The sequence below is a fragment of the Pelatocladus sp. BLCC-F211 genome (assembly GCF_041928655.1).
GTDB lineage: Bacteria > Cyanobacteriota > Cyanobacteriia > Cyanobacteriales > Nostocaceae > Pelatocladus.
The window spans coordinates 1-15,730 of sequence record NZ_JBHFLM010000136.1 but is presented as its reverse complement, the minus strand read 5'-3'; the positions used below and the strand labels follow the sequence as shown (position 1 = coordinate 15,730).

Below are 15,730 nucleotides of genomic sequence, written 5' to 3'. Positions count from 1 at the left end.
ATTTAAATTGCCGCATGGCGATCGCCTGTCTGTCAGAATGCCTTGAAGCGCAAATCCCCCACACTACCCCCGCACAAGTCATGTTCAGATGTGTTTGCCCTGTCTGCCCTCCCGCGCTTTGTGCCAGTTGCGTAAGTCCTGGTAGTATAAGCATGAACAATTTCGTCATAGGGGCCTGGCATATAAAATAAACCCCAGACCCAACCCGCAGCATTTAACAACGCCGCAACGACAAACAGGAAATCGAATAATGTTGGCAGTCGGTCATCTTTAATTACAAACACCAAAGATACAACCAAAAAACATGCTAGAGCTAAGGCATTTAACCAATTACCTTGAAGTGCTGCAACTATTACAAATATTGTAAGTAGAGCCTGTCCCACCCATGCAATTACTCGAAAACCTCGCCAATTTGTACCGATCATTTCTCTCTCCTATGCAAACTATTAATGTTCTAAGGCTTTAATCACGCTGTAATACCGTTCCTGTACATCCTTGCGGTCTTGTTCTTCTGATAACCCCTCTTGGCTACCTCGCAAAATCATCTCAGCATGACGCTTCAGAACAGGCTTGTGCTTTGGATTGGTCATGTAAGTTGCAATTGTGGCGATCGCTTCCAATAAACGAATAGTCACTGCTGCATCAGACTGTGCATACTGCCGAATCTGGTTAAAAGCTCGGTCAACTAATTGCTCAAACGTAAATGGTTCCGCAATAACACGCAGTTTGTGATTGTCATCATAGCGGTAAGGTGAGGGAAAATCCCTTTGCACCAAACCCGACAGTCCCGCACTCAATCGGTCAATACAGCGAATCGCAGTAAATGGATCATTCACAGCAGGAGAGATGGCGCGTAGAGCAATTTCTACTAACTGATTGATCGGAAACTCTACATCCTGCTGCTCAGTACGTTCTTTACCCAGAATAAAAGCATCGTTGATTTGTTTGCTAAGTTTTTGATTTACCCGTTCTCCAGGAAAAACCATAACCAAATCACTGCCCTTAATCACAAACTTTCCTGGTCGAAACTTGACACGCAACAGCAGATTGTGATTACGGGCAATCTTCATTAATTCTTCGTTATCAATTGCTTGCAAATAACCTGTACCATTGGCTCGAATGGGGTAAGCTTCTTCCTCAAAAGAAATTGGAATTTCAGCGACCCACCGCTCCTGTTTTGGTTCACTATGTCCAATTTTTTCTGGAAACAGCCGTTCAATAGCTCTGTCTAAGTCGTCGCTGACGTTCTGGATGACGTGCGATGCTTGAATGATTGTCGAGGCATGATGTATAAAATAAATCAGCACACCAATACTCACAATTGCCAGCACGATACCAAACGTAACAGAGAGTTGTGGCACAAACTGCTCGTATCCATCTCCTTCTCCATGAATTGTCCGAAGTACAAGCAAGCAGTAGATGAACGTACCAATGAAAGTGCCAAGTACAATTTGATTACCTGTATCTTGCATGAAATTACGCAGAATTCGAGGTCCGAAGTTAGAAGCAGCCAGCTGAAGCGCCACGATTGTAATTGAAAAGGCTGTAGCGGTAACGCTAACCATCGAACCCGCAACAGCTTCAAGTAGCGATCGCGCTCCATCTGGGCCACCAGTGTAGATCCACCACCATTTCTCAATTGCTAACATACTCATCCGATCAAGTGTTAGCATCGCGAACGCCAAAGCAACTGCACCAATTGCCATGATTGTTGGCAAAAACCAATAGCTAGAGTGGAGTGTGTCCCAAAGCTTGCCTAACTTGACGTTCTTCATCTTTACCTTTACTGGAGATTCTCACTGTATGCAACAGGCGTGTATTGGCAAGTAGTTTACTTTTCGTCGTCATCTGTTGAAAAATCTGTCTTGCCGTTGTGATCGCCCTTTGGGCGGCTCCCCTTGGGAGCATCGCCTGCTCAAAATGTCGGAATCACAATCGATAGAGAAATAAATAGACCTACCAAGAGCGTTGTACCCTGTGCCAAGCGTCCCAGTACCAGTCCCAAATTCCGGGCATGACGACGGTTGCGAGTCACACGTTTGTCAAACCCAGCGCCCATAGCAGCGCCTTTCGCGCCTGATGAAAGGGAGAATAGCCGATGACTAAAAATGTGAGCATACAGGCAAGGCTAATGCCTAAAAGGTTAGTTAGATAGAGCAAAGTTGCTCCTAAGCTGAGCGACCAGTCAGATTTTGCTACGCCTAAGCCGATTACACAGATTGGTGGCATGAGGGCAACAGCGATCGCCGTTCCTGCTAAACTCTCAGAGATTTTTGAATTAACTTTGGCGTAGCCACTGATACCACCTGCTGCTACTGCAATTCCCAAATCTAGTAGGGTGGGTTTGGAGCGAGATAGTACTTCACTGCCAAAACTGGGCATATTAACTAGCAAACCTATACTGTAAGAAATTAAAAGTGCTAATAATGTACCTGATAGTACTGCTGTTGCACTTTGACGAAATAGGCTGACATTTCCGACTAATGCACCAAAGGCTAAACCCCGAATTGGTAACATCAGAGGTGCAATAATCATTGCTCCAATAATTACAGCAGTGCTGTTGGCGAGTAGACCAAATGTTGCGATCGCACAAGAACCAATAATTAGAATCAAATATGTTGTGTTGGGAGTGGACTCTTCCAATAACTCATACACCAGCTGTTGTAGTCGTGCTGGTTCAACCCTTTTTTGCTTAAAATCCCTGAAGCGATTCCGAATATTGTTTATCAAAGGTCGCTCCCCAAATCAAAGAATTTTAGATTTTAAATTCTATATTTTAAACAAAAACTTTAGCAATCAAATCCCCCTCCAGGTGAAAATCTTTAAATCAAACGAAGTCAATTAGAAATTTGTGTAATTTTGAAAAAGGAAATATAGCTGGATTCTCCACGATTTTCCACTATTTATGTTTAGATTCAAATTGTAATCTATTCATTCATATATTCAATTGCAATTTAAAATTTGTCCTGGTATCGCGTAGCGATATTCCATTAATACTAACATTTCTCAGCTTCATTGGTCTTCCTATCAGTACTATTGTCATACATGAGTTAGTGTATTGTCTGGCTTTTGCTGCATTTGAGGCTCGCCTCGCTATGGGTTCGCTGTCAAGTTTTTTCTGCCTTATGCTTATGCTACTTCACCTGGAGATCATTTCTCACGCAATGCTTTCCTAGTGATTGATCTGGTACCACTGGCAAGACAAATGCACCTTAAAGTAGCACATATATGATTGACTATTAAATGTATATGTGAATTTAAAACATAGAGTATTTGTGATGGGTTAAGACAATCTAGATTTCGACTAATAAAAATGATAATCAAAGAATTTTTAATTAGTTGAAAGATTATTTGGCTTTTCTTGAAAGTATGCTCCTCTAGTAATTTTTGCCATTCTAGTTTTTTTACGGCTTACGCCTCAGAGGAAAATGAAGGTAATTAGGAGCAAAAATTCATGGACAATCCTGAGCAAATAACTGCTGCTCTCAAGCAATTTATTGGTTCGGGTATTATCTACCAACATTGGTTAGGTATCGGGTTTACAGAAGGGGTTAAATACCTCGCTGATGCTGCCGAAGCCTATTGGCTAATAGATAGCATCGCCTCGCATCAAACTAAGAAATTTTTATCTAATACCAATCTGCAAGATTTTCAGATTTGGCATTTGTCAGTTAAGGAAAAATCAGGCACTTTGATTTGTGAATCGGATACAGGTAAGGAAGTACTACGACAAGAAATTGAGTACACGGACTTCCTAATAAATAGCATCAAAGTTTATCTAATTAGCAAAGTTATGATGTTACTAACTGAGTACTGATTTCGTAAATAATCTAAGTTTTCAGGTAATAACAATAATGATTCAAGCGATAGATTTAGAACAGGCATTTGTTACTAATCTCGAAATATTCATGGGCAAAGCTGACAAATTTATCAAGGTTTATTACGCAGGTGTCAGTGAAGAAAAGCATTTAAAAGAAATAATGCTGGAACTACAAAAACTAGTAATGGATGCAGACTTGCAACAACTAGAGATTGATGACCAGCAACACTGCGAGAACAAAGACTTTATCTCTGACTGCGATGATTCGGCTTGGTGGTAAACTTACCACTTTCATACGTAAATAATAGCCAATATGTGGGCTAACGCCCTGTTGCTAATGAAATATTTGGAGCATTTTGTATGGCAACACGTAAATCTTCTACTCCTGCTTTTCAACCAATTGATGATTCAATCTTAGGTGACTATGCTGTTAATGACTACTCGGAGCGTGTATACTCAAAAGTCTACTATTCTATCCGCTCTCTTTGCGGACTTATTGCCAAGCGACACCTTAAAAATGTTTTCGATTGGAATGAATTTAAAGAGCAGTTTGCAAGTGATTTTGGCAAGGTTGAAGAAAAGCGATATTCTCTAGAACAATTGCTTGAATACGCAAACCGTAAGTTAGGTAAAACCCTTGATGATTTGATAGTGCAAAATCAAATATCTTGGCAACGTAGACAAGAATATGCCGAACGTATAAATACTAATCTTCTGCCTCAAATAAGTGAAGAGAGTGAATGCTAATGAATTCTGAAAATTTGAGTTAGATGACGTGAGGATTCAATTTTGATTAATTGAAGCCTTTCACCATCTAATGAGAATTTGAATACTAAAGTCAAAAACAGGGGGTAGAACATATCTTATCCCCTTTTTACTGTCACAAATTTGATTAACGCTTCATTAACTTAAAAAAAATTCAGTTCATTGAATCTCAAACATCTCTGTTATCACTATGTTACAGAATAGCTACATCGTTTGGGAAGGAGCATCTTTGATTAACGGTTCACCAATAGTCCTGATTTTGACAGGATTTGTTTTGCCTACATCCAATCGTAAAACTGGACGATTAATTCAGTCTTGGATTTTGCAACAAGAATTTGTCCCCACAGATGCTGCAAAAAATGGTTTAGACATAGGCATTTGCGGTAACTGCCCTTTAAAGTTGAGTAATTTGGGTAGCTGCTACGTAAACTTGTTAGGTATCAACAATATTTACCGCAAGTATGCAACTGGAAGTTATCCAAAATTTAGCGCCAACGAGATAGAAGTTTTGAAACGATATCATTATCCAATTAGAATAGGCTCTTACGGAGATCCGACAGCAATACCAATTGAAGTGTGGGAGCCGGTGATTTTGGCATCTCAAAAATACACTGGATACACCCATCAATGGCGAAGTTGCGATCCTCGTTGGCAACAATATTTAATGGCTTCGGTGCAAAGCGAAGCTGAAGCAAAAGAAGCTCAACTCAGAGGTTGGAGAACTTTTAGAATTATCGCTCCTAATACTCCTTTGATGTCTAATGAAATTCTTTGTCGTAATACAGAAGACAACAGAATTCAATGTGAAAACTGTCTGTTGTGTGATGGAGCATCGTCTAAACCAAATATAGGCGATCGCGTTCATGGTTTAAACTGGAAAGTTTCAAATTTCTCGAAATATATCAACTCAACAGCAGTTTAAGCAGGTGAAGGCAGACAAAGCAGCTTTTCTGCCTTCTCAAAGCTGTGAACCTTACGGTGAAAAAATTGAAAATCGATTTATTCCAGATATGTATGGCGGAAGTATTGGTAGAACCGCAATTTCAGATATTCACTCATCCAAAAACTGGAGCGAAGGTAGGAAGAATTTATTTTCCGGCGTTATTTCTGGCTGAGTTTCATGCAAGCGTCACTAAATGGTTGCAACGTCGAGAAATTATCTTTGATGAAAAAGACCTCAAACAATACGGGGATGGTTCATTCCGACTATATTTTAGAACACAATCATCGCTGGAGACAGAGTATTTCCGGTTAGTGAAGCCCCTCACGGGGAGAAAACAAGGGAATTTTGTAGAGCATTACTTTCCAAATCAAAATCCTACCTAGAAAGTCAGGTAAAAATGATGCCGCAATTTGAAGCATTTGTATGTAATGAGTCATTGGTTGCTCAATTGGAAATTGACATAGATATAACGCAATCAAGCAAGGTGAAATGCCCTATGAAATCAAAACATCGAAACTTTATGGCTGATGTTAATGAACAAGCTTTAACTATTTCCAAGGCTCAAGCGACTTCCGACCCGACACCGGAGCGTGAGAAAATCAAGCATATGCTGATTGGCTCCAGTAAAGCGGTGACTGCGACAATTCGCGTTTTGCATCAACTAGGTTATGCAGACATCAGGGATTGGAGTCCTTTATTACCTAGTCCCAATCCAGGGGAAGTGATGAGTATTTTGATACGTTCAATTGCTGTGCAATAGTCATAATTACGATGAAATAGTATGCCCCTATAGGGGTATTTTTTTCTTGAGATCAAGCCGCGAACTTTGGATGGTTACTAACGGCGAAGTGTGAGGGGCTTTCGCTACTCTGGAGAGCGATCGCGCCTTAATTTACCATAGGCGATCCAAACTGAATAACCATCACAAGTGCGATCGCTTCTCCTCGCCATACTCCCAACAAATAGGAAGTGTTTACTTATTGGGACTTAGACAAAAAGTAGCCAGAAAAAACACTCAAATCTATATACAGAGAGACTTTGACATCGTTAAGCCTAGTTTATTGATATATCTGGGTTTCAAGCATTTTTGAATCTTTGGTGTATTTTCCTTGCCCTGTATTGGTTTGAGGCTTATTTCTGCCTCAAAAATGTCTAAGTCCCGTTATTGCCACTTAATAATAAAGGATAATAAAAAATAGATTATAAAAATCTCAGAATATGAAAGTGTTAAAGCTAGCAGCAGTGATCGATGGGTCAGGGAATTTACACCTTGATATTCCAACAGAGTTGCCAGCTGGTAATGTTGATGTAGTTATTGTCTTGAACCCAAGCATCCCAGATACACCTCAGACAAAATCCTACGATTTTTCGGATTTGGCAGGACGTTTAAGCTGGCAAGGTGATGGTGTGGCTGCTCAGAGGATGTTACGGGATGAGTGGTAAACGTTATCTGCTCGACACAAATGCTATCGTAGCTTTATTACAAGGTTCTACAACGTTAGTTACATTATTGCAAAATGCTGAATGGGTAGGAATTTCCGTCATCAGCCAAATTGAATTTTTAGCATTCTCTGGATTGAGTGAAGATGATCGTCAGCTATTTGAGCAATTTCTCAAGCGCGTTGAGGTAATTAACTTGCTAGGCAGTAATAATTTATTAATCGAACAGATTATTCAAATTCGGTTGCAATATCGGGTAAAGCTCCCAGATGCGATTATTGCTTCTACTGCACTTCAAGTTGGAGCTAGTTTAGTGACTGCCGATCAGGAATTCACAAAGGTCACAAGTTTGACAGTCGTAAACTGGAGATAACCTATTTTAATACCATCACTCCTACAGAGTATCACACTCTCCTCGAAACCCAAAAACGCGATCGCTTTCCTTATGAATGGCAAGGACGCAAAATAACCTGGGTATAACTTACAGTAACCGTATTTGTGGAGAACGAGCCGATAATTAATGAAGCCGCCATCGATTGTTTTCAGGAAGCATTAAAGTAACGCACGCGAGAACACTTTCCCCAAAATCATATACAAACATTATTCAACCAGAGCTTGGCTTACCGAGATGCCCAAAGATTATAGAAGCAAATTCTGTCAAAGAAAGCAGAATTCGCTAAAAATCTGAGCCTTCAATTACGTAAGGCGGTTCCCAATCTGGGTCATCCAAATAAGCCGTTGCTTCAGTTGCTTTACGTCTGCGTTCTTGGATTTCTTCATCGCGGTTGGCTTGCGCGGACAAATCATCAATATCAATTGCACCCTCTGCAAGTAAATCTCCCAAATTATCGCTAGACGAGACAGAAGGACGTAGCACTATAGGTTTCGGTTGTGGTTCGTTCATCAATTATTGCCTCCTATTCAACATTGTTAATCATAAACAACTATCAGTAAAAGTAGATTAATTTTTCTCACTAAAGCGATAGTCATATTCAAGTCTAAAGAACTATCACTGCGAAAGTTACAGCAAACTAAATTGAAAAGATGAAAATTTAATTTGAAAACATTTTGACTATGGCAATTACCCTAGAAAATTTTTGCACGAAAACGGGTAAACCAATTATCATTGATGGCAAGCCAATTACGGAGAAAATAGAACATTGTTTGGCAGAATATTTCGCTCCTCATGCCACATTTAAACTAGGTACAGTGTATGCTGGGCTGACAAAAGAAGACGACTTGAAAAAATTTGTATCTCAAGGACTATCCCTTCAATTTGCAGCTGACGATCGCTTTTATTTTATGGATGAGCCGTTGCGAGAGCAAATATTTGATGCTCCCCATTTTGGTGCGGCTTATGGCTCAAATATGTTCACACCTTGCAAAAGCTTCTCGGAACGTAAGAATTTGCGTGTCTTGGTTGTAGATGCCAATACAGGAGAAAATGGTGGAGTCATTCCGAATGATAAGGCAATAAAATTAGTCGGTGACGGCGATGGAAAAATAGATGCAGCGTTACATGCATCATTAGGAAACACCGAAGCAACTCCTTTTCAAACTCGTTTTGGTATAAAAGAACGACGCATTGGACTTGATGCAAACAACACAAATATAAATACTTGGCAAATAGGAAAAGGAACATTCGCACCCCGCGATTTAAGTAAAGTGGGAAATGGATATGACTTAATTATTTCTACCGACCAACTCAAAGGAAGAGGAGGAGCGAAGGCTTCCTCCTCTCTTAAACCTGGTGAATATTTTATGACAATGGGTATTGGTAATAAAACTGATGCTTATTATGGAATCACTTCAACAGGCGCTCAATTTTGGAATTTGTTTCCGCAGGGTGTAGAAGGCGACGTTTTACCGCGACTACAACGTCGTTTGGAAGGATTGAAGGATATGGCGAATGATCCCAGAAAAATTGCCCAAGACTATATTAATTCTATGGATAATCGATATAAATATCAGATAAAAATCGAAACCAAATCAGAAGAATTTATTGATTTTGAAAATCTGAATTTAGGAGAATTAGAAAAACTGCTTGACAATGCATTTGAAAACAGCGAGCAAGATATAATATATCGCATCCTCAAATCTGATTTACAGGGACATTATCAATTATTAGAACATCCTAAAATTATAGATACACTTCAACAATATTGGCGCGAACAGTACATGGAATGTGCGACAGGTAGGTTTATCAAATTTGATTCGGCGATGGCACAAACTTGCCATGATTTAGCTCCAAATGAAATTTATTACCCTAACTTTCCTGATGGTGCAGAAGTCATTGTTTATCGAGGCCCCACCGCCAACTCTAACACTGTAGATGTTTACATCAACCGCCATTTACCAAGCGAGCCTCTTGACATTGGCACTATCAAGATGTCACCAAAAGGACTAAAGCATTCGCTCAGTGACTGTGACGGCGATCGCATGGCAATTGCCCTCGCCTCGGAGTTCCCTCACACAGCAGCAGAGATTAAGGAAAAACAATTAGCTCCTAACCGCTATGCTGAAATTATCAAACCCAACAAAAAAGCATACGTTGGTTCCTTTGAGCAAATAGCCTTAGATGCAATGGAAAACAAAATTGGTAAGGTAGCGAATTTATGCATGAAAGGTATTGCTCTTGAGAATGAATGTGTATCAATTCCACCTACAGAAGCTTGGTCTTTGATGAGGGATATATCCTGCGCTGCGGTGAGAATGCTTGCAGCAGAAAATGACCAAAAGAAAGTAATCAAATACCCAGATAATATTAGAAAACAAATTGTAGAACTAGCAAAACTTTGTCAGTTAGAACTTGAAAATAAAACTGATATTGGTAAATATAATTCATTTGCAGAATATAATTACAGCCGAAATCAAAGAAACTTACCTTTACTATCAGAAGATGACGTAGACAAATTTTTAGAAAAATCTCGGCAGTTTTATCACAATATAGTTGGTGTTTTGGGAGGACAGCTACAAATAGAAGTTGATAGGGGAAAAAGTGCTAATCGTTCTGATCCGGAAATTGTCAATGCCTGCAACTTTATCATTAAAAGCTTTGATATTGCCCCTTGGGTAGAAGAAAGGAAAGTAGATGAAGTATACACTACTAGACCAATGAAAATTAAAGGTCATGGTGCTATCGACATGATGGCTAGATTGACCAATGAGGCATTTGCAGAAAATGCATTAGTCGCTCGTTCAACACAGCAATTTCAGGATTTATTTCAGGGAGTAGAATTCACTTCTACGCAAAAAGATAGAGCAGCCCAGATAAAGAAAACTTACGACACATTAATGAATCAGGCAATAGAAATTAGTCAGGAAGTTAAAGAAGCACCTGGACCTAGAATCATAGCAACTAGTGTGAATGGTAACAAGTTAGAAATTGTGGGCTTGGCTGAATTTAAACATCCCAACGCTTTTGACAATAAAAAACTTGACATCATGATTGCCCTGAACAATAACCCATCAAATCAAGCCAAAAACAAGTGGATAGCACTTGCTCCTGTGTTTGACGAAAATGGTAATCCTGAAATTAAGCAAAATGGTAAACCTATCCGTAAGTGTTTGGGGTATATTTCCTCAAAAAGTGCTAAAGAACATCAAACACAAATTAAGCAATATAAAGAACTCAGTAACCTAACCCCAGAAGTATTGCCAGGATTGATGCAAAGCCACGTCCGAGCCGCTTTTAAACAAGTCAGAGAATTTGCAAACACCACTAGAGAAAGTATCCCTGACTCCCAAAAAGAAACATTTGCAGCTGCGGTGTGGCAGATTTCAACTGCGAATGATAGAGAACATGGCTTTAAGAAGACATCAGCAGTCTTTGCTATGTTTGGTTTGGAATTAGTAGAGCGATCGCACAAATTACAGTTTACTGAATTTGCAGTGGTGGGAACCCATAAACCTAGTAATGAGCATTTGGGGCGTAAGTGGATGGGTGAGAAAGTGCGGTGTAACATTGAACAAGCTCCCGATCCTGCCAATCCAACTCAGAACAAGCGCTGGTTAGTCGTTGAAGGTAAAAAGCTGGGAGTGTTCCGTAGCGAATCAGCCCAACTCCCCATTGGTACTTATTTTGAAGCAGAAATTATCTCCCCACCAAGCGCCTCAGTTACGATCACCAGTACACAAGGTAATCATTTAAAAGTGGGCCAGTTGAAAAAGTACGCCTTTTCTAACCATGAGTGGAATGGGGAAGAAGGTATAGTAACAATTAATCTGTCTGGCAGTGGTAAATATATTACACCTATTGCTGAAATCAATGGCAAACCTTTGGGAGTAATTGATAAAGAATCCTTCAGCCTTTTAACTGCAAAGTTAAGTGAAAAAGATAGAGCAGTCCAAGGGTTTCAATTTCAAGCAAACTTAGAATCAGCACCAGCCACAATTGCCAACATTAAAGTAGATCCAGAAAAAATTCGATATCCTGAAGTATGGACGAAGGAACAACCTTTAGTTAGAAATCAGAAACTGAGTTATTTAGACGAACTAAAATCGCTCCTCAAAGATAACTACAAACAGAAAAACAATGAAGGTCTACTGCACGACGATGAAGCATCATTACCTAAAGATGTAGCGGCAGTTGAAGTCAAACGCTCAAGGTTGGAACAAAATTTAATAAATGCTAGTTTCGCTGCCATTCAAGCTAATTCTGCTAACAAAGAAGTTGTACTACAAACTGCTCCCATTGCCTCCAAATACGTTGCAATTTATCATACTCAAAGAGAAACTTTATCAATTCTTGATGATAATCAAGAAATTATTTATCAGGCTACTAAAAATCAGAAAGCATCTATCAACAAATTAACTCCTGAACTGCAACAGTATTGGAATAGCCCAGCAACACAAATGAATAAGCAAAAATTTCATGACTTGACAAACAGCGATTAAAACGCTACTGTTTTATACTCGTTCGATTTTAGCAATGCTATAGACAGCATAAACATTGTAGCGGTAGCTATTAAGGAAATGATTCAATTCAATTTATTTTTAATTACAAACTAGCATTAAAAAACTAGCTTTTTGTTAAAATAAGCTTCTATTGGTATTTAGGCTGATATGATTCGTTTTCTAAACTGTTAGAGGTTATTTATAAAGTAAAAATAAAATCACTGTAGGGTGTGTTAGGCGCATTTTATGATCTAAATTTTTCACGAAAAACATGATAAAAGCGCCTAACGCACCGCCGATAACGAAGTTGTTGCAGTGCCCGACTACTTTTTTCAGCCCGCCATTCCTGGAAACCCCCGATGAGAGCATTAATCAGCACCACAGCAACAATGAAGCCCGCATCTTTCACATCACCAATGATGGCAGAAACCAGGGCAGCCAGTCCCAGAATGTAAATAAGCGGACTGCAAAATTGCCGTAGTAGGATTTGCCACGCCCCAGGTGCAGGCTGCTGGGGTAGACGGTTGGCTCCAAATCGCTGCAAACGCGCTTTGGCTTCAGTTTCCGTCAGACCATTCCAGCTTGAACTAACTGTTTCTAGCACCCTTTCCAGGCTAATGGCGTGCCAAGCTTGGGTCTTGTCATTATTCATAGCTGTACTAAGTTTGGGTTAATCATTGGATGGACTAAGCTTTAAACCATTTTCGTTCTTTGACACCCTGACATCAAATGCAGGCGCTTGAACCAGATGTAAAGTAGTTGATGCAATGCTTACTCGTCCCTCTGTTTGATCAATTTCATCAAGGATATTGCTGAAAAGTTCGTCTTTCTTGCCTCGACGTTTCTTATAATCCACTACATACCGGAGTGTAAATTCCATCCAGTTGTCAGTAGCAACTAGGGTTACTGCTGGTTCAATTCTGGCATCTTCAATCAAATATTTATGTAACATATTTTGCCATCGTTCCCTGGCATGAACTACGTATTCACCAACAACATCATCTGCGACTCGTTGGATGATTTCCCTTGTTAAGTGGCGATCGCTTCCGTATTTTACTGGTAAAGTAATTTCATCCCAGACAAAAGGAAAATCGGCAGAATAATTAAACACGGGTTCTTTGAAGACAAAACTATTAGCAATCCGCACAATGCGTCCGTTATAAAGGTCAGCTTTTACCCAGTCGCCGCACTCCATGAGGGTAGTACGAAGAATGCTGATATCTATCACGTCGCCCATAATTCCACCTAGTAAAACTCGGTCTCCAGGCTTATAAAATTGACCGAAAGAGATAGCAACCCAGCCAGCAAAACTGGCAATTACCTCTTGCAAAGCAAAAGCGACACCAGCACCGATAACCCCGAAGATGACTGTTAACTGGCGAAAGTTTTCACTAAACATACTAAGAGCGAACAGAAAAATCAACCCATAGCCAATGAAGTTAATTGTCTTGCGGAGGTGATAGCGGGTATCATTATCCTGAATGTAGCGGGGAACAGATTTACTTAAGGCGCGGACGACGAGACTGATAACTAAAATACCTATGCAGACTTGGATAATTTTTACAACTAAAGGGTCTTTTAGCCAGTGTTGAATTGTATTTATAAAGTCCATCGCAAGCAATCCTGATAATTTTTTCTGGTAATAAATATCAATGAATAGAAGTATCTGAAGGATAATTTGACGATGCGTCTTCAGGTAAATAGTGTTGTGGTTGTACAGATTGTAGCGCCTGGAGTTGATGGGTTGCTTCTGTTAGTTGACGATTGAGTTCTTCATTTTCGTAGGTCTGTTGTTCGATTTTCCGCATGAGTTCAGACCTCTTTCTCATATTTTTGATGGCTGGAAATAATGAGACGACGAAGCCAAATAATACGCCAAAACTAAAGGTAATCAGAAGTATTAGCCCCATTGACAAGTCTAGTGATCGCCACCCTAAAAATTGTACTGCTACTGGGGCTGAGTTTTGCAGTGCGAAAGTCACAGCTGCGATCGCGATCAATAATGCTAGCAAAGTCAGTATTCGCATGATATATCTCCATCAATCAAATTAGTATTATTGCTGAGTTGACCCAGAGTCTTTTCCATTTGATGGATTTAACGGATGATCAAGGGAAGAGAGGCGAAATCCCGGTGCTTTGTAGTCTTTAGGTAAGTAATTTTCTGGAATGGTGATTTGATTGCCATCCCGAATTGCTGAATAATGGGGAGAAAGGATTTCAATATCTGCTTCGTTGCATTTATCCTGAATGTTCTGATGGAGTTCTGAGTAAATTCTCGCCATTAATGTGGGCTGATTTGTATAGGCGTTGATTTCATAACTCACATAGAAATCATCCAAACTTGTTTGTAATATAAACGGCGCTGGTTCTGCTAAGATGTGTGGCGTTGCTAGCGCCGCATTAATTAACGCTTGATGAACTTTGCGCCACGGTAAGTCATAGCCAAGAGTTACCGTAGTGTGCAAAATTAAATAATAGTTAGGGTTTTCAGCAAGAGCGCTATAGTTAGTAATTTGGCTGGTTAGCACTGTCCCATTCGGGATAGTAATGACTACATTTTTGATTGTGCGAATCCGTGTGACAAACAAAGTTTTTTCGACAATATCACCAATGGCATCGTTAATCTTGATGCGATCGCCAATCCTAAAAGCGCGAGTATAAATGAGAATAACTCCGGCAACAATATTAGCAACAGCTGCCGATGAACCGAGTGATAAGAGAACACCCAAGAAAACCGAAATTCCTTGAAATGCTGGTGAACCAAATCCCGGTAAAAAAGGCAACGCCACTACTAATGACAAAGCAATTATTAAAAATAACGCTAGTTTAAAAGTTGGTTCTGCCCATTCTGGATAAAATCCAGGCAAAGATAAATTTCCATTACCTAATTCTCTAAAAATAGGTCGAATAAATTTAATAATATAGTACGCACAAATAATAATTATCGCTAAGGAAATCAGTTTAGGTAAATAACCAACTAATCCTTGTATAGCACTTTCTAAAGCTAAGAATAAATAATTCAACAAATTTTTGCTGGTTTGTCGAGTCCAGGGGAAAAAACTCAATACTAATGGCACATAGATAGAGAGAATTCCCAGCACTGACAAGAGGCGAATTACTTTAATAATATTAAATAAAATATAGGTGATTCGTGATGCAGGCAAAAGCTCAAAATTTTGAATGCGTATAGCAGGTATAGTTCTTCCTTGCCAATTACTTATCCAATTAAATATTTTCTTAAATATCTTATTTAAAATCTTGAAAATTATTAAAATAACCACGGTAGAAATAAGCGTGTAAATAACTCCAAATAAAATATTTTTCAAACTCCGATCTTTTCTATATTTAGTGATATTACTACTAATCTCTTGGACATATTCATTGGCAAGTTCTTGCTTTGTTTTATCTGCTGCTTTGGCATCACCATCTGTAATCGTAAATATGACTTTATCACCAGATAAAATATTTGTTGTACTTGGCTCGTCGGCAATTTTTAAAGAAGTAACTGGAATTGTTAGGTCTTGAGCCATTATTTCAATTCTGTGTGTCACCGCCTGCGATCGCTCTGATGCTGAAAACGAGCCGACACCTGCTTTAATGACAAATAGTGTTTGATCTCCCAAAACGACAGGAACACCATCTATCTTACTAACGGCTGGAGCCTTATTAGTGGGTGGAGCATTATCCTGAGAATAAGCAAAAGGCATAACAATGATGAGTATAAATCTGAGGGGGCGACGAAATAAGCTAAAACATAGACTCGATAAGCTTCATAGCCCTTAAACCCTGTTGATAATATTTACGTTTATTACGATTAATTCTCATTAATTCGGTTACTAACCCCACACAAATATCTTTGAAATTGA

17 protein-coding genes and 2 pseudogenes are annotated in these 15,730 nt (G+C 39.4%); 9 read left to right on the top strand and 10 right to left on the bottom strand.

What is annotated here, in order from left to right:
• Nucleotides 1–32 precede the first annotated feature (32 nt).
• From ACE1AT_RS16890 to ACE1AT_RS16870, 5 genes and pseudogenes are all read right to left on the bottom strand, one after another.
• Nucleotides 33–425: a hypothetical protein gene (locus ACE1AT_RS16890; RefSeq protein WP_374870310.1), complete on the bottom strand. Its 393-nt coding sequence runs from the start codon at nucleotides 423–425 to the stop codon at nucleotides 33–35.
• 21 nt (nucleotides 426–446) lie between these two features.
• Complete coding sequence (locus ACE1AT_RS16885) at nucleotides 447–1,775, bottom strand: DUF2254 domain-containing protein (RefSeq protein WP_374870308.1); 1,329 nt, start codon at nucleotides 1,773–1,775, stop codon at nucleotides 447–449.
• On the bottom strand, nucleotides 1,729–1,908 hold the full coding sequence (locus tag ACE1AT_RS16880) for a hypothetical protein (RefSeq protein WP_374870306.1): 180 nt from the start codon (nucleotides 1,906–1,908) through the stop codon (nucleotides 1,729–1,731). The genes ACE1AT_RS16885 and ACE1AT_RS16880 overlap by 47 nt, the downstream gene beginning before the upstream one ends.
• 10 nt (nucleotides 1,909–1,918) lie before the next feature.
• Nucleotides 1,919–2,041: pseudogene (locus ACE1AT_RS16875) on the bottom strand (mechanosensitive ion channel family protein); the annotation flags it as partial.
• Nucleotides 2,035–2,730 (bottom strand): annotated as a pseudogene (locus tag ACE1AT_RS16870) (TIGR00341 family protein); the annotation flags it as partial. The pseudogenes ACE1AT_RS16870 and ACE1AT_RS16875, both read right to left, overlap by 7 nt.
• A 724-nt stretch (nucleotides 2,731–3,454) precedes the next feature.
• On the opposite strand from ACE1AT_RS16870, the gene ACE1AT_RS16865 reads away from it, so the two are divergent.
• The 8 genes from ACE1AT_RS16865 (at nucleotide 3,455) to ACE1AT_RS16830 (ending at nucleotide 7,341) form a co-directional block, all read left to right on the top strand.
• Nucleotides 3,455–3,817, top strand: a complete 363-nt coding sequence (locus tag ACE1AT_RS16865; protein WP_374870304.1) for a DUF6876 family protein — start codon at nucleotides 3,455–3,457, stop codon at nucleotides 3,815–3,817.
• Between the two features lie 37 nt (nucleotides 3,818–3,854).
• A complete protein-coding gene (locus ACE1AT_RS16860) occupies nucleotides 3,855–4,100 on the top strand; it encodes a Pb-reticulocyte-binding protein (RefSeq protein WP_374870302.1) in 246 nt (81 codons plus the stop codon).
• Nucleotides 4,101–4,180: 80 nt separating this feature from the next.
• Nucleotides 4,181–4,567, top strand: coding sequence for a hypothetical protein (locus ACE1AT_RS16855; protein WP_374870300.1), 387 nt, complete (start codon nucleotides 4,181–4,183; stop codon nucleotides 4,565–4,567).
• A gap of 208 nt (nucleotides 4,568–4,775) precedes the next feature.
• Nucleotides 4,776–5,507 carry a hypothetical protein gene (locus ACE1AT_RS16850; protein WP_374870298.1) on the top strand — a complete coding sequence of 244 codons (732 nt, stop codon included), beginning with the start codon at nucleotides 4,776–4,778 and terminating at the stop codon, nucleotides 5,505–5,507.
• A 56-nt stretch (nucleotides 5,508–5,563) separates the two neighbouring features.
• Nucleotides 5,564–5,911, top strand: coding sequence for a hypothetical protein (locus ACE1AT_RS16845; protein WP_374870296.1), 348 nt, complete (start codon nucleotides 5,564–5,566; stop codon nucleotides 5,909–5,911).
• A 113-nt stretch (nucleotides 5,912–6,024) separates the two neighbouring features.
• A complete protein-coding gene (locus ACE1AT_RS16840; RefSeq protein WP_374870294.1) occupies nucleotides 6,025–6,288 on the top strand; it encodes a hypothetical protein in 264 nt (87 codons plus the stop codon).
• A 458-nt stretch (nucleotides 6,289–6,746) separates the two neighbouring features.
• Nucleotides 6,747–6,971, top strand: coding sequence for a hypothetical protein (locus ACE1AT_RS16835; RefSeq protein ID WP_374870292.1), 225 nt, complete (start codon nucleotides 6,747–6,749; stop codon nucleotides 6,969–6,971).
• Complete coding sequence (locus ACE1AT_RS16830) at nucleotides 6,961–7,341, top strand: type II toxin-antitoxin system VapC family toxin (RefSeq protein ID WP_374870290.1); 381 nt, start codon at nucleotides 6,961–6,963, stop codon at nucleotides 7,339–7,341. The genes ACE1AT_RS16835 and ACE1AT_RS16830 overlap by 11 nt, the downstream gene beginning before the upstream one ends.
• Before the next feature lie 303 nt (nucleotides 7,342–7,644).
• On the opposite strand, the gene ACE1AT_RS16825 is transcribed toward ACE1AT_RS16830, so the two are convergent.
• Nucleotides 7,645–7,872, bottom strand: a complete 228-nt coding sequence (locus ACE1AT_RS16825; RefSeq protein ID WP_374870288.1) for a hypothetical protein — start codon at nucleotides 7,870–7,872, stop codon at nucleotides 7,645–7,647.
• Nucleotides 7,873–8,042: 170 nt separating this feature from the next.
• Here ACE1AT_RS16825 and ACE1AT_RS16820 point away from each other — a divergent pair, with 170 nt between their 5' ends.
• Nucleotides 8,043–11,864 carry a hypothetical protein gene (locus ACE1AT_RS16820; protein ID WP_374870287.1) on the top strand — a complete coding sequence of 1,274 codons (3,822 nt, stop codon included), beginning with the start codon at nucleotides 8,043–8,045 and terminating at the stop codon, nucleotides 11,862–11,864.
• 244 nt (nucleotides 11,865–12,108) lie between these two features.
• Here ACE1AT_RS16820 and ACE1AT_RS16815 read toward each other — a convergent pair whose 3' ends face one another.
• From ACE1AT_RS16815 to ACE1AT_RS16800, 4 genes are read right to left on the bottom strand one after another with little or no spacing between them, the layout of a single operon-like run.
• Complete coding sequence (locus ACE1AT_RS16815) at nucleotides 12,109–12,516, bottom strand: cation-transporting P-type ATPase (RefSeq protein WP_374870285.1); 408 nt, start codon at nucleotides 12,514–12,516, stop codon at nucleotides 12,109–12,111.
• Between the two features lie 18 nt (nucleotides 12,517–12,534).
• Complete coding sequence (locus ACE1AT_RS16810; protein ID WP_374870283.1) at nucleotides 12,535–13,476, bottom strand: mechanosensitive ion channel family protein; 942 nt, start codon at nucleotides 13,474–13,476, stop codon at nucleotides 12,535–12,537.
• A gap of 37 nt (nucleotides 13,477–13,513) precedes the next feature.
• Nucleotides 13,514–13,891, bottom strand: coding sequence for a lipopolysaccharide assembly LapA domain-containing protein (locus ACE1AT_RS16805; protein ID WP_374870281.1), 378 nt, complete (start codon nucleotides 13,889–13,891; stop codon nucleotides 13,514–13,516).
• Nucleotides 13,892–13,918: 27 nt separating this feature from the next.
• On the bottom strand, nucleotides 13,919–15,571 hold the full coding sequence (locus tag ACE1AT_RS16800; RefSeq protein WP_374870279.1) for a mechanosensitive ion channel family protein: 1,653 nt from the start codon (nucleotides 15,569–15,571) through the stop codon (nucleotides 13,919–13,921).
• Nucleotides 15,572–15,730: the final 159 nt, after the last annotated feature.

Bases quoted from the DNA above. Each gene is read 5' to 3' on its own strand.
- ACE1AT_RS16805 (WP_374870281.1), bottom strand. From the start codon at position 13,891: ATGCGAATACTGACTTTGCTAGCATTATTGATCGCGATCGCAGCTGTG.
- ACE1AT_RS16860 (WP_374870302.1), top strand. From the start codon at position 3,855: ATGATTCAAGCGATAGATTTAGAACAGGCATTTGTTACTAATCTCGAA.
- ACE1AT_RS16835 (WP_374870292.1), top strand. From the start codon at position 6,747: ATGAAAGTGTTAAAGCTAGCAGCAGTGATCGATGGGTCAGGGAATTTA.
- ACE1AT_RS16820 (WP_374870287.1), top strand. From the start codon at position 8,043: ATGGCAATTACCCTAGAAAATTTTTGCACGAAAACGGGTAAACCAATT.
- ACE1AT_RS16880 (WP_374870306.1), bottom strand. From the start codon at position 1,908: ATGCTCCCAAGGGGAGCCGCCCAAAGGGCGATCACAACGGCAAGACAG.
- ACE1AT_RS16850 (WP_374870298.1), top strand. From the start codon at position 4,776: ATGTTACAGAATAGCTACATCGTTTGGGAAGGAGCATCTTTGATTAAC.
- ACE1AT_RS16825 (WP_374870288.1), bottom strand. From the start codon at position 7,872: ATGAACGAACCACAACCGAAACCTATAGTGCTACGTCCTTCTGTCTCG.
- ACE1AT_RS16800 (WP_374870279.1), bottom strand. From the start codon at position 15,571: ATGCCTTTTGCTTATTCTCAGGATAATGCTCCACCCACTAATAAGGCT.
- ACE1AT_RS16865 (WP_374870304.1), top strand. From the start codon at position 3,455: ATGGACAATCCTGAGCAAATAACTGCTGCTCTCAAGCAATTTATTGGT.
- ACE1AT_RS16885 (WP_374870308.1), bottom strand. From the start codon at position 1,775: ATGAAGAACGTCAAGTTAGGCAAGCTTTGGGACACACTCCACTCTAGC.
- ACE1AT_RS16830 (WP_374870290.1), top strand. From the start codon at position 6,961: ATGAGTGGTAAACGTTATCTGCTCGACACAAATGCTATCGTAGCTTTA.
- ACE1AT_RS16890 (WP_374870310.1), bottom strand. From the start codon at position 425: ATGATCGGTACAAATTGGCGAGGTTTTCGAGTAATTGCATGGGTGGGA.
- ACE1AT_RS16810 (WP_374870283.1), bottom strand. From the start codon at position 13,476: ATGGACTTTATAAATACAATTCAACACTGGCTAAAAGACCCTTTAGTT.
- ACE1AT_RS16840 (WP_374870294.1), top strand. From the start codon at position 6,025: ATGAAATCAAAACATCGAAACTTTATGGCTGATGTTAATGAACAAGCT.
- ACE1AT_RS16855 (WP_374870300.1), top strand. From the start codon at position 4,181: ATGGCAACACGTAAATCTTCTACTCCTGCTTTTCAACCAATTGATGAT.
- ACE1AT_RS16815 (WP_374870285.1), bottom strand. From the start codon at position 12,516: ATGAATAATGACAAGACCCAAGCTTGGCACGCCATTAGCCTGGAAAGG.